A 13847-nucleotide genomic window follows, 5' to 3' on the forward strand; every position below is an offset into this window, starting at 1 on the left:
KGGATGCCTTTTTCAATCGCCCTATCTGGAAGCGTGCCCATCAAGATGCCTTCACCGTTTGGTTTCGCGTATCGCTTGCGGATGTAGCGCGTAACGTAAAACTCTGCAGGCTTCATTTCCAGCACTTCAGTCACCTCTTCTCCGATAACGACACACCCTTCCGTAGACTCCGTAGGCTCGATATAGACATCTTCTCTGCGTAGTGTTTCGGGAAGCGTCATGCGGCCTTGTCCTTTCTCACGCTTTTTACGCTTGACAGTGACTGTTTCCCCGTCGCTATCCGCTTCACCATCACCCCCCATCTTAGCCTGGTCAGTTTCGGGCACACCTAGTGTAAATAGATTGAGCTGATCGGAGTCAACGGACGTTTTTAGCTTGTCCTTTTTGGGACCAAAAATGATTTTTAAGCAGCTTGTCTAATTCAGAGCGGTATTTAAAAATGACCTGCTCTTTCTTCTCTATGAGCTCTTGCTTTTCAATTAAAAGGTTTTCTTTTTCGAGCAGAGAATTTTCTTTTTGAGATAAGGTCAACAGAGCCTGTTCGTATAGGGTTTTATAGTCTATTTCTCTGTTTTCCATGACATAAATATAGGGTAAAAAAGTCGTTTTAAATAGCCTTAAAGCCACTTTTTAGACAAAAAATCACGCTTTATTTCACTGCCGCCCAGCTGCCATATAACGCTTTCTGTAGCGCACAGATTCTAGCCTTACCCCCTGTAAAAGCAAGCCTAATTCACGGCTAGAAAGCAGGCTTTTAGAGGATCTTGGGCGTTCAAAAGTCCCCCTTTCTAGCCTTTTGATATAAAGAGCAAACCCATCTTGATCCCACTGCAAAAGCCGGATTTGATCTCCTCTTTTTCCTATAAAAATAAAGACGTCTCCACTCATGGGATCAAAGCCCAGTTTGTTGCGCACTATCCCTGCTAAAGCCTGAATGCCATAGCGCATATCTGTTGGCTGTTCGTACAGAAAATAGCGCGTAGCAGAGGAAAGCGCTAACATGCCAGGAGTCTTTTTAGATGTTCAATCGAAATCTCCTCATAAAAAGTAACGCTAGCACCATTCGGTAAGGTGACTTTCAAAAAAGGCTGCTGCTCTCCCTCTGGAGCCAAAGCTGCAAGGCGCTTAAAGCTTGTGAATGGCTCGGAAATCGGCTCACTTACCACTTCTAGCTTTTTGCACCAGTAGTAGAACGTAGCTCGATTAATCCCACGTTTGCAGCAAACACAGACTTCTTTAAACCAGAGCTAAGCCATTCCCGGTAAAGCTCCTGGTAAAACACTTTATCTCTTCTTTCCATTCCGCAAGACTACAAAATCCCTCGCCTACAGAAAATATGGGGTTCGTCGAACGGATACAAATGTCCTCTTTTTCATAAACGTAAATTTACAGAATTTTAACTAATTTACGTCCGATTAATCAGGGGGCCAATACAGTACTCGGTTCAGTTGAATGAAAAGGACGAATATTTTATTAAAATGCTAAGCGCGGAATGATGCTTGGCTACTAAGCATTAGGGTCAATACTTTCCATGAGGAAATGTGTTTAATGGAAGTCAAGGTTCCTTTAAAAAATCTTTTAAAAATAACAGCCAAAATATTTATTTAATATTTTGGCTGTTATTTTACAATCTTTAGTCTTCTTTGATATTTATCATATCTGAATATTGTGTAACAACTTCATATTTTATGGATGGTTCTAGTGCATCAAAATGTTTTTGCCCACATTTGATTTTATAATACTCCATAGGTCTAAGCTTCAGTTTATCCTTGGACCCCTTACTTTCTAAGACGAAATACAGCTTGGTGTCTCCACCCTGTTCCCAAAGCAAAGCCCAATCAGGATTATAATCGCCGAGTGGTGTCTGTACTTTGAATTTTGGAGGAAGCTTGGCATATACTTTCACATTGGTGCTGTTTTCAAAGGATCTAGCCAGATCGGATTCAACGGTAGAGTCATATCGGACATAATCAAATGGAGACTTGGTACTTTCCAATAAATTGCTTTCCAAATAACCCTTGATTGGTGTGTCCTCCGCTTCGAACAATTCCTGAATGTAATACTCCTGATCATCCAGTCTCCGGTATTGGATTCCATCTACCAAAAACTCCAGTTTCACCTCGTTTATGATTTTAAGTACCTCCTCCATAAAGAGCTGAGGATTGACACGCAAGGGTTCAAGATCTACTTTTAAGAGAATATCTATAAGTGTGTTGCGGGTTAATTGAGTCTCATTTTGCAAGAAACTCAAGATGTCTGGAAGGTAAGTTGCCTTTTCATCTACAGCTATGACATCCACATATTTCTCAGTACTTTCCAAGCCTGAGAGCTTTTGAGCTACTGCAGCTTTTCTATAGATGATTTTAGCACCTTCTCTCTTGATCTGCCCTTTGACTCGCTCCACAATTTTTACTTTCAATGCTTCGGAATCAAACCTGACATCATAGGTCGTCTTGTACTTGATCTTATTCCAAAGCTCCATGAAATCTTGGTTGAGGTAAACCTGCTTATTCAGCTTAAGTGTGCGTTCCTTGGACTTATCTTTGATATTGGTCTTTTTCGGAATGATGGCTTTTACCTTTTCTACAATAGCCGATTCATAGGGCTGCAAGTCTAAAGGCAAACCTAAAGGCTGATTATTTTTAACCTTGTCTATTAAGTCATCCGAAACCTTCCCCATCATTGGCTTCTTTCTTGTCGCCCGAGTTACACTAATTAAATTCAATTCCTTTAAGCTTTGAAAACAGCTTCAGACTTTTTCTCGCCCAACATCACTGGTTTTCCGTTTTCATCAGCATCAATGATGGCATTAGAAAAATAATCCGCCTGGAAAGAACCAAATGGCACCCCGGTTTCCAGCTCGATATCCTTCTGAAGGTTTTCCACAAACTCTTCATAAGTTTCATTAGCTATCACAGTCAGGGTATTGATCGAACGGTCATATACTCGATTACCAGTTTCATCCACACAGATACGTAAGCCTCGACCGATGGACTGCTTGCGCTTGATTTCAGATTTGGATTCGTTAAGCGTACAAATTTGGAAGACATTCGGGTTATCCCAACCCACGCCCAGAGCAGAGTGGGAAAAGATAAAGCGGAGCGGATTGTCATAATTCAATAACTCCTCTTTCTTTTGCATAATTAGCTTATAAGTTGAATCATCCTTTTTTGTCTGACCGGTTGTGTCAACCATTCGACCTTTATCCTGAGAAAAATAACCATCTCTTATTTTTTCTAAAGGAGTCTCTTTATGCGAAGGCAATTCAAATAAGATTTGGTACTTCGAAAACTGTCTCAATCTTTGATAGGCTTCATCAAACCATCGGGCATACTTCCCGTCAATCTTGTTACCATCCTCATCGTAACTTCTGAAATTGGCCACTCGATCAATAAAAAACAGGCTCAACACCTTGATCTTTTTCTCTCGACCAGCAAAAAACAATTCTTTATCCAAGTGCTCTTCAATGGTTTTGTAAATCTGAACTTTTTGGTAAGCTTCTACACTCAAGCCACCCAAAGTTTCTCCAAGAAATAAGCGGTCTGCCACTGTCGTGAAACTCAATTGCCAGCGTTTATTGACCACGGAAATTTCGCCAATGGTATAATCCCGATAAATTTCTCTTCCTGTCAGGTCTTCCAATAAATCTCCTACCTGACACTTGACCACCTTACGTTCAACTTTACCTTTGGTTTTTAGTACGTCTAGTTCCAACTTGATATCCTGCTTCTTGGGATCATAGTCATAGAATCGGATAAAAGCCTCATTGGAATCATTGGCAGCCTGCATACCCGCCACTTCTATTTGCTTGACAAAGCCCTGCTCGTATGCATCGTAGGCGGAGAAGCGATAGATGAGATTGACCTTATTGACGTGCGTGGCAGAATAGCGCAAAACAACCAGAGGGTTCAGGTCCTTAATACTGCTTTGGGCATTCTCACTTTCCATTTCCTGCGGTTCATCCAAAATCACAATAGGATTAACATTCTGAATGACTCTTAGCGGAATACCTCCTGTTTCGTAGTGCGGTTTATTAATTACATTATCTTGGCTATTGAAGGCATCGATATTAATGATCATGATTTCGATGGAGGCATTGACTGCAAAGCTTCGAATCTGAGATACTTCCTTACTACTGTACACGAAATCCCGAAAGACCACATTGTCATAAAGCCCCCCAAAGTGTTCTCGGGTCTGACGGATGGTGGCTTTCACCCCTTCACGGATAGCTACGGAAGGCACTACAATGATAAACTTGGTAAAGCCATGGACTTTATTCAACTCGAAGATGGTCCTTAGATATACATAGGTTTTCCCTGTACCCGTTTCCATCTCGATGGAATACTGCAAGTCACTTTTGCGTATGCTATCACTGAGTCCTACGCCATTTCTTGCCTGAACTTCCTGCAAGTTTTCAAGCAGGCGGGTTTCAGAAATCACCAGATCGTTACCGTATCCTTTTTCTATTTTGCCAAATAAGTCTTCATTAGCCTTGGCTACCGAAAAAACAGAATCGTAGCGGTTACCACCCTGAAATAGATCGACAACCGACTGAATGGCCTCCAGCTGATAAGCGAGGCTTTGATTAAAATGGATCTGCATGGCTTAGAGGGTATTTACTTTAGCAAATCCAAATTCATTCTTCAATCGCAACTCTGCATTGGTCTTGAAAGCATCGTCTGTGCCAAAAGCCTCATCCTTAAGCACCAAAACAGGCTTTAAGTCTACGATTGCTTCTGCTATACTTTCCTTACCCCAATTACCTATTCCTTCAATTACTTCCATGGTAATCGGTGCATTCATGCAGATAAACAATTCTCCATGGCTGATATTGTACACCTTAGCCCCGGCAATGGAGCGCTCCTCAATAGGAGAAGTCAGCAACAGCCCTTGCTTCAGCAGCAATTCATAGAGCAAGTCTTCTTCTGTTCTGCCTTTTTTCAGGTGGTTTCTGCTTTTCTTCCAATCGGGTCTGGCTGCCTTGGCAGTCTCAGGCATCTCGGTATCCCAAGCTTCTATATTGGAGCTATCCAACTTAAATACTTTAAAACCTATATCCAGTTTGGCAATCATCTCTTCCAACTCCTGAATTTTTGCTTTTTCCTCTTCAGTTTGAATCAGGCTGGATTTGGCTTTTAATTGCTCGATCTCTTCTTTTTTCTCCTTTAGGATTTTATTTCCTGCACGTCTAATTCGTTCTTTTCCAACCTCAGTAATTTTATTAGGCTTATCTATTGAATTTAAAAAATTAAATGCCGGCTCCTTCTTAGAAACAACCTCGGGAATTTGAGAACAAATAAACTTTCTTTTACCCCCATCAGAGAAATTTAATTTAAATACTGCTTGAGCAGTTGATGCAGAACCAGAAAAAAAATCTAAAATAATAGATGATTTATCAGAAGCTAAATGCATACAAAATTCTATAAGTCCAATTGGTTTTGGATTATCGAATACTACATCCCCAAATAATTCTTTTAACTCTTTTGTTCCTTCTTGATTTGATGGCCACATTATTCAACCATGAGTTTGCTAGAACTCCAATTTCCTTTTTTTTCGGATAAAAAAAAGTTTATATCTAGGCTTTCCTTCACCTCCACGAGGAAAAACAATTTTGTTATCAAGCAAAAGTTTATCGAAAGTTTCTTTTTTAAATCGCCACTCTTCTTTAATTACATTCCCAGTAGGTGAAACAACTTCATAAACGGCCCCCCCTATATTGGTGCAAGGCATAGTCACATATGGACCTCTTAGATCATTATCTGGATTTTTATAATCTGCCTCATCAATTTCACCTTTAATTCTATTTAAAGTCGAAAAACTTGTTTTTGAATAAATTAAAACATATTCATGAATTACAGAAATATTGTTAGAAAGGTTAGCCTGGCTATCTCTTCTTTTTCTAACTGTGGTAGCGATAAAATTATTTTCACCAAAAATTTCATCACAAATGTTTCTTAAATTATGTACTTCGTTATCATCAATTGAAATAAAAATCACCCCATCCTCCGTCAATAAATTTCTAGCCAATTTCAATCTCGGATACATCATATTCAACCAATTGGAATGATAGCGACCATCCTCTTTGGGATTGGTAGATTGCTTCACGCCCTCAGAATCTACCTGACCTGTTTGCTCGAGGTAGTTTTTCAGGTTGTCTTTGTAGTTGTCTTTATACACAAAGTCCTTTCCTGTATTGTAAGGAGGATCGATGTAGATCATTTTGATCTTCGCGTTGTAGCTTTTTTGGAGGAGCTTAAGCACTTCGAGGTTGTCTCCTTCGATGTAGAGGTTTTCGGTGGTATCCCAGTTTTTACTGCTTTCCTTATCAGGGCGGAGGGTGCCCAATGAACGCTTCATGGATTCTTTGATGGCCTCACTTTTTCCCCACCAGTTCAGTCCGTAGAGATCATCCTTAGGCGTAATCAGGTCTCCCAAAAGGAGCTGTAGTTTTTCAAAATCCACACGGCCTTCACTGAATACTTCAGGAAAAATTTCTTTGAGTTTCTGAATGTTATCTGCCAGGATATCCTGACTTCCGCTCAGGGGATGGTCTTTGGTGATTTTTTCCATATCGTTAGTTGTAATTTAATCGTGATTTTAAGGCTTTCATTTGTTCGGCTAGTGCACGGGCTTGGGTATGCAGCTCCGCCTTTTTGGCTGCATTTCTTTCCCTTGCATATTCGTTTTTGATCGTTATGGCTTTTTTCTCCAGCGCAAGGAGTGCAAGCTGATCTTGTCTGTTTTCATCATGGATATGATTCATCAGCTTGTCAAAGTACTCCTTGAGGTGGGTGCCGCCTACTTTGTCCAAGGATAGATTCGTGAGATAGTTCTTTTGTTGCTCGCTGAGCTTTTCAGCATCCATCCACTCGGAAAATAAGAACTTATCCTGATTCACTTTCCGCTTGTCCTTTTGCTGCTGATGTATCGTCTTCTCCGCTAGCTGAAAGCAAAATTCTTTCTGATAAATAAACCCAAGTACCAAGGGATAGGGAATTGCTTTTTGTAACAGACGAGCTACCCGATCGGCTGCTGCTTTCTCTCTGAGTTCCACCTCAATAAAAACCACTTCATCGTAACAGAATTCCTCATTGATAAATGCAGGAATCTGAAGATGCTGAGGCTTAAGCGAGCCTGTCCAAGTCATTTTCTCTATACTGTCCAAAAGGTCCTGTTTCACATCCGACTGGATTTCCTTGAGGACTTTTTTGGTCATCTTGATGGAAAACACGGAGGCCGCAGGCCACTTCAAATAATCTATTAATCTCATTTTCTCAGGATAAAGAAACTGACCAATTCATAATTCTCAGGTGTGGCAGACAATCCTGCAGCGGGGACGGTTCCTCCAACTTGATAGAGTGTGCGCTCTCCTTCCTCAGTGCTCTTTCCGATCACACCTTCGATGGCTTTTTGGAAAAGCTCCCGATAGGTACGCATATCTGAATACTGCTTGGTTTCCTTCGCCAGTTTCTTCGCAAGACTATCATCTACCTTGGAATTATTCACACAAAGCTTTTTACAGATATCCAGGATTTTCTTTCTCCTGTTGTAATTCATTACCACCTCGCCTTGCTTATTCAAATACGTAAGGAGAAAGTTATTTTTATCCCGCTGTTTGATGCAGAATATCACTCCTTCCTCAATGGATTCTTCTGAAGCAGGGATCTGAAGGATGGTATGGATACCTTCGGGTGTTTTGATGGCTGCCTCCTGATTTTCCTTCAAAAAGCGATGAAGGTCAGATTTGAAGTCATTGTAGGTAAAATCAGAAATAGACAAACCTCCTCCCAAGTCATCGATCTCGACGTCCTTATTATCCTTAAGTTCCTGAAGCTGTTTGACCCGGTAATTGTCGGTTTCTTCCAAAGCATCTAATTCTTGTTCCACTTCCGCTATCACATTATCTCCGCCAGTTCCCGCCATATTCACCATCACTGCACGACCTTCTACTCTTCCACGAAGCTTAATGTAGGTATCCAGATCATCCATGGGCCAGAAATTGACCATTTGGATACATTGATTAATCGAACCCATCCGGTCTATTCGACCAAATCGCTGAACAATACGAACGGGATTCCAATGGATGTCGTAATTAATCAGGTAGTCACAATCCTGTAAGTTTTGGCCTTCTGATACGCAATCGGTAGCAATAAGAATATCAATTTGATCCTGGCAATTGGGATAGGTGGTTTCTCTCCGTTTGGAAACAGGAGAGAAATTGGTCAACAAATAATTGAAGTCAGTTTTGTAATACGAACCTTTTTCATTTTTTACCCGGGGCAAAGTGGTTTTATCAGCAGAGGTTCCGCCAGTCACTAAGGCCGTATAAAGTCCAAATTCAGTTTGAGCCCAATCTGCTGTATGGTCATACAGATAAGAAGCCGTATCCGCAAAAGCAGTAAAAATCAAGACTTTTTTATTCCCTTGATTGATTGGCTGGTTGATTTTTTGAGTGATTTTTTGCTTTAGGAGATTCAGTTTTGGATCAGTTGCAGGGCCCTCCGCCTGGACTTTTCTTAGGATGGATTCAAGGATGGCCTTATCATTTTCAAGATCATTTTTCCATTTGATTAAATCCATATCCTGGATTTCTATTCGGACTTTTTTACCGACACTCAATTCCTCCCGCAGGTCTTCTAACTCTGCTGGTATCTCATTAAAATCCTCAAGGTATCCTTGAGTTTGTTCAATTTTATGAAGTGTATCATCTATTTTATCGAGAATTGATTTGATGGTTAGACCAAAGGATGCCGATGCACTTTCAAGTCGCTTAAGCAAATTAACTCTCATCAAATAAATTAAGCTTTTCTCTCTATCGGCTTGCTTAAAAACTTTACCTTCGGAAAGTTTATTATCATATTTCTCTGCGTACTTTTCAGGAATCCCACTATCTGAGCGCAGATAAGTAATAGGAGCATACAACCCCAAATTGAGACGGTTCATTTCCTCCACCAAAGCCTCAATATCGCTCAGCGCACCACCATTGTTGCCCGCTACAGGCATGTTATCTGGCTGTAGCCGTTCGGGAAAATGAATGTTTTCTCCATAAAAACTGCGAATATGCCTTCTACAGCGGGCAATACTCACTTTGTCTAACAAGTCAAAGTATTTAGGATGCTTGGTGCTAAGTGTTTCCAGCAATTCGTCTGGATTTCTATCTCCCTCAATCCACCTGTTGAATTCCCTCTGTACACCAGTCATCAATTTAGCAATGGAAGGAATCCCTTCCGCCTCAAAAGAATCATCTCTGTTTTCTGTCATCACATAGATCTGGTGCTTGAGGTCATTCATTTTATTGTTGACAGGAGTAGCAGAAAGCAATAAGACCTTTGTCTTGAGTCCTTTGGAGACTACTTCTTCCATTAGCTTTTTATAGCGGGTATTGTCATTTCGGAAGTTATGGCTTTCATCAATTACCACTAGGTCGAAGTTACCCCAATTAACAAGTTCGAGGTTTAAGTCTCCTACGATTCCCTGATTTCTCGATAAATCAGTATGACTTAAGAGATCATACCGAAGATTATCCTCGTGAAAATAGTTGTCCGTCTGTGAAACACGGTGTATATTCCAGTTTTCTCTTAGCTTTTTAGGGCAAAGCACCAACACACGGGCATTGCCATCTCGGCACAAAAAGTATTTGATTACAGCTAGTGCTTCGTAGGTCTTGCCCAAACCCACACTATCTGCCAAAATACAGCCATTGTATTTTTTTATTTTATGTATCGCTCCTAGGACACCGTCCTGTTGGAATGATTTGAGTTCATTCCAGATTTTAGAATCAGTCAAACCAATTTGGCTGATTTCATTTTGGTCAACACTTACTTCATCTATCCCTTCGAAAATCCGACTCAGCGTAAACTGATATAAAAACTCAGGATTGTAATCCTTGTAAGCTCGTTCCAGTTCTTTTAAAAGGTCAACTTTTAGGTCTTTGGTAGCTTGACTCCATTGCATATCAAAGAGCATCTGATACTGATCAATGATTGGCTGTTCTTCTTTTTCGGATTTTACCTCAGTGATTGTTTTTTGGTTAGTTGCTACCAAACCAAGGTTTTCACTATTGAATCCATTAGAAATAAAAGATGCACTAAACTTGGTTGCACCCGTACCAAGCAACATTTTCAAACCGGGAACACTTTGTTTGATTTGTGCCTTTGATTTGAAGAAATCAGCACAAGTTTCTGCGGCAAACCGCAAAAGAAACTGATTCTTAAATTCCTTCTCATCAGCCGTTCCAAAAATCTCTCGAACTTTTTCTTCCTGTTGATTCGTCCAGAGAATTCGTAAAGAATTGATATCTTTGAACTTATCGCTCAAAAACATAAATGCATAGATACTAAACTGATCCACGATCAGACTCAAGTCTGAATTTGGCTGGATCAATTCTTTCAATTCTGTAGCCAGTTTATTTCCGGCTTCGTTAGTGATGATTTTAGCCATTATAAAATTCGACTTCTTACTAAGTCATATTGAGTTAATGTATGATTTTCTGTGAGCACAAGCGATGATTGAGGTATTCCTGCTAAAGTTTCATCAGAGCCTTCAACCTTCAAATCATATAAAATGGTAGATACGCCACTTACGACCTGAGGATACACCCAGTCGATGATGTAATCTTGATCTTCATTAATGATTTTGATTTTTTGATTCAGTGCGAGAATAGGGACTATCTGCTGATTCAAGGCATTATTTCCATCCTGAGAATTTCTCTGAATTTCCGTTTCGGGTGCTAAAACCTCACCTCTTAAATTGATAAAGAAGTCAATGATTTCCTGATCAATAAATACTTGTTCACCATCCTTAGTATAAACATACTCAGCTGTATCTAACCAATCAAGTGCAGAATTAATACTTGCCAAAAGTACTTCTTGGAACATTAATCTTGACGTAAGCCTTAAACTACCATAAGTTTTGTCATATATACAGAGGTATCTTTCTCCTGTATCGAAGATTCCACCGTTATTTAATGCTGTAAAAGATCCAATGCAATAATTTAAATCCTGAGGTTCAAATGGAATGTTAGTTAAAAACACATTGAAGAATATATTCGCGATCGCTTCAATATTTTGAGCAGAGGAGATTTGTGAAAGAGGACCTCGACCTATTAATACTCCTGTGGTTACGATCCTTCGTGAATATGTTCTTCTGGCGTAATAATTATTCGGGTAATGTACAGCTATTTCATCTGCACTTCCTCGTCTTTCATAATAGCCAAAAATGTTTTCATAGACGTCAAGGTTACACTCCAGCACAAAAGTATTTGTATAGCACTTTCCTTGTATCAAGCCATCGCCAAGATTTGGGTATGGCATAATTTGTAAAATTGGTCTAGTTGAGTAATGCGCCTCATTTCTTAGGCGGATTCTATGCTGTTCAATAGCTGTAACACGATAAGGTCTTTTCATGTGGTAATACACTGCACCTGGATAAGCCTCACGCATTTGTTGACTTTTAGTCATTTCGCCTAAAGGAGTGATATCCCTGCCCTCATGTAACTCAATCTTAAACTGTTTTTCAATGTCCCTCAGTGGGAAGGTTTGTTGAGGAATCTCGTTATTATTTGAGTTAAGGTTTTTTAAATGTTGAGGCTCCATCGAATTTTTGACTTTCTCGCAAAGATTCAAAAAACCATCAGGAAAAGACACCTCACTTAGACCCAAATCATCCAGATTAATTGCTTGCGCTTCAGGCGCACCATTTAATCCTACTAGGCACAGCGCATGAATATATTGGATAAATTCATTATCAAGGTAAAGGGCCGTGTCCGCAGGTGGAATGTTGAAGATGTTTTGAGGATTTTGAAAAATCCTTTCTGATCTAATACTTCTATCATTAATAATAAAAACAAAGCCTGCTTGATGTCTTCCAATCCTTCCAATTCTTTGCATGAAACTGGTCTGAGAGGATGGCACGCCAAATAAAATACCAATATTCAAGTGGCCAATATCAATCCCCATTTCCAAAGCACTGGTGGAAATAACTCCATTTATTTTTCCATTAGTTAATTGATCTTGGATATTTTTTCGATCCTCAGACTCGTAACCAGACCTGTATGGAAAAATTCGATTATCCAATCGGTCAGTGATTGTTGCAATTTGCTCTACTGCTTTTCGATTATCGACAAAAGTAATGCTTTTGTTATTTGGATCAGCTGATATTCGATTTATAAAATCTGCAATCCTTGAAAAAGGTTCAGAATCATCACCAGAGTCTAATAAAAAAACGTCAATAGGATGTTTTGGAGAAGTTTCATACTCTTGATCAACAATAATAAAATCCAATCCTGTCAATTGATAAAGAAACTCCTCTGGGCTATTTACGGTAGCAGAAGCACAAAGAACCTGAATAGGGTTCGAGGTAGACAGCTTTAATTTTTGACATGCCAAATGAATCCTTCGGTAAAGAAAAGCTGCATTGGAACCGAAAACTCCCCTATACACATGTACCTCATCGATTACCATTAAGTCTAAGTTTCTAAAAAACCTTTGAATAAAAACTTTATCTAGATTCACCAAAAACCAAGAATGTATGACATCTGGTGTCACAACAATTACATTTGAATTATTTATAATTTGTTTTCGTAGGTTTGACGGTACAGTACCATCAATTCGTCCTACTTTCAATGCTTTACCTGATCGCAAAAAAGCTTGCTCCCACTTCTCTTCTTGTTGGTAACCCAAAGCCTTGAGCGGGTAAATTGCTAAAATTTTGGCTGATGGATTTTTTTCAATGACTTCAAGCGCTTGAGTATAAAAAACTAAAACTTTTACCAGAACTGGTAGAAGTAGCCAAACAAACATTATAGCCTTCTTTTAACAACTCTAATGCTTTATACTGATGCTTGTAAATCTTTCCCCCTACAGCAGTATTAAGATAATTCTGATTACCAGATGAAAGACTCAAATCATTGATTGAAAGCGCTTCTTCGGGCCTTTCAGGCAATAAATCTCTATGAATTACATTATATCCCGAACCTTGAATGATATCCTCAACTGAATTTCCATTAATACCATTTTTATCAGTGACTTCAGTTTCATTAACCACATTGTCCAATGCAATTTCTTCTGGATCGTTGGTTTCGTCTTTGATACTTTGAACCTGAAACTCATAAGGAACCGTGTGCTCATATTCTGCTCCAAGATTAAAAATTCTTTGGAAGTCTTTTATTTCATCTTTGGATAGATTAATTCCCGTACTGGTTATTTGATTCACTTTTTCGATCAAATGATTCAAATCAGTAACATGAAACCAACTGGCAATTCTAGGCGTAATAGAAAATGGATCAAATTCTATGTCTTTTGAAAACAATACTATTCCTGAAATATGTCCAAGATTCGTGTTTTGTAAATTGGCAAACAAATTAAGCGTGTTCAACAAACTGAACTTATTGTTTCTTACCTGCTGATATGGATTTTCATGCGCTCCGCCTCTAACTGATACCGTATTTGATATTCCATCTTCAAAAGTTGTAATTGGCCAATCCCCATTTTCATGAAAGGTTAAAGTGCCGCCATAGTTTTTAAACTCGAAAATTGTAATGGCATTTCTTTTGATAAGCACTGCATCAATTTCTCTACCTTCTACATGAAGGTTGCCAATACATAAGTAGAGCTCTGAAGAATCATGATAGTGATTAAATAGTTTTTTGCAGAACTCATCAAACATTATACGTTCATGCGTATGATCAAATTTTCGAGATAACAATACTTTTACAGCCATAATATTTGTTCTTTGAGAGGTCAAAATTAAATTATTTTTACTTACAAAAGTCGTTTTTACAAGCTTGAAATTGAAGTGTGTGGCATTGCGTAGGTTTAATTATTATTTATTTAAATTAATTGTATTTA

Annotated in this window: 12 protein-coding genes; all 12 read right to left on the reverse strand. The window is 39.2% G+C overall.

Annotated features, from left to right (window positions below; genetic code table 11):
* Positions 1 to 401 (reverse strand): IS66 family transposase zinc-finger binding domain-containing protein (locus tag A3SI_RS21095; protein WP_316929219.1); only part of this gene is annotated, 401 nt, incomplete at its 3' end.
* Positions 358 to 579 carry a hypothetical protein gene (locus A3SI_RS21100; protein ID WP_238531780.1) on the reverse strand — a complete coding sequence of 74 codons (222 nt, stop codon included), beginning with the start codon at positions 577 to 579 and terminating at the stop codon, positions 358 to 360. The genes A3SI_RS21100 and A3SI_RS21095, both read right to left, overlap by 44 nt.
* Before the next feature lie 75 nt (positions 580 to 654).
* Positions 655 to 1002, reverse strand: a complete 348-nt coding sequence (gene tnpB / locus A3SI_RS13930; protein WP_009056890.1) for an IS66 family insertion sequence element accessory protein TnpB — start codon at positions 1000 to 1002, stop codon at positions 655 to 657.
* Positions 996 to 1166 carry a hypothetical protein gene (locus A3SI_RS23340; protein ID WP_394330385.1) on the reverse strand — a complete coding sequence of 57 codons (171 nt, stop codon included), beginning with the start codon at positions 1164 to 1166 and terminating at the stop codon, positions 996 to 998. The genes tnpB and A3SI_RS23340 overlap by 7 nt, the downstream gene beginning before the upstream one ends.
* A 467-nt stretch (positions 1167 to 1633) precedes the next feature.
* Complete coding sequence (locus tag A3SI_RS17710) at positions 1634 to 2725, reverse strand: restriction endonuclease (RefSeq protein ID WP_156810317.1); 1092 nt, start codon at positions 2723 to 2725, stop codon at positions 1634 to 1636.
* Positions 2726 to 2730: 5 nt separating this feature from the next.
* On the reverse strand, positions 2731 to 4602 hold the full coding sequence (locus A3SI_RS17715; protein ID WP_050977536.1) for a DEAD/DEAH box helicase family protein: 1872 nt from the start codon (positions 4600 to 4602) through the stop codon (positions 2731 to 2733).
* 3 nt (positions 4603 to 4605) lie between these two features.
* The gene (locus A3SI_RS17720; RefSeq protein WP_083836538.1) at positions 4606 to 5511 is read right to left on the reverse strand and encodes a DNA methyltransferase; all 906 of its coding nucleotides are present in this window, start codon (positions 5509 to 5511) and stop codon (positions 4606 to 4608) included.
* An 18-nt stretch (positions 5512 to 5529) separates the two neighbouring features.
* Entirely contained in the window at positions 5530 to 6570 is a 1041-nt protein-coding gene (locus tag A3SI_RS17725; RefSeq protein ID WP_009056894.1) for a site-specific DNA-methyltransferase, read from the reverse strand.
* Positions 6571 to 6574: 4 nt separating this feature from the next.
* Positions 6575 to 7270 (reverse strand): DUF4391 domain-containing protein, encoded by a 696-nt coding sequence (locus A3SI_RS13945; protein WP_009056896.1) that lies wholly within the window; start codon positions 7268 to 7270, stop codon positions 6575 to 6577.
* Entirely contained in the window at positions 7267 to 10440 is a 3174-nt protein-coding gene (locus tag A3SI_RS13950; RefSeq protein ID WP_009056899.1) for an SNF2-related protein, read from the reverse strand. The genes A3SI_RS13945 and A3SI_RS13950 overlap by 4 nt, the downstream gene beginning before the upstream one ends.
* On the reverse strand, positions 10440 to 12800 hold the full coding sequence (locus tag A3SI_RS13955; protein ID WP_009056900.1) for a helicase-related protein: 2361 nt from the start codon (positions 12798 to 12800) through the stop codon (positions 10440 to 10442). Before A3SI_RS13955 ends, A3SI_RS13950 begins: the two co-directional genes overlap by 1 nt.
* On the reverse strand, positions 12736 to 13719 hold the full coding sequence (locus A3SI_RS13960; RefSeq protein WP_009056901.1) for a nuclease-related domain-containing protein: 984 nt from the start codon (positions 13717 to 13719) through the stop codon (positions 12736 to 12738). The genes A3SI_RS13955 and A3SI_RS13960 overlap by 65 nt, the downstream gene beginning before the upstream one ends.
* Positions 13720 to 13847 lie beyond the last annotated feature (128 nt).

It is taken from the genome of Nitritalea halalkaliphila LW7 (assembly GCF_000265075.1).
Taxonomy (GTDB): Bacteria; Bacteroidota; Bacteroidia; order Cytophagales; family Cyclobacteriaceae; genus Nitritalea; species Nitritalea halalkaliphila.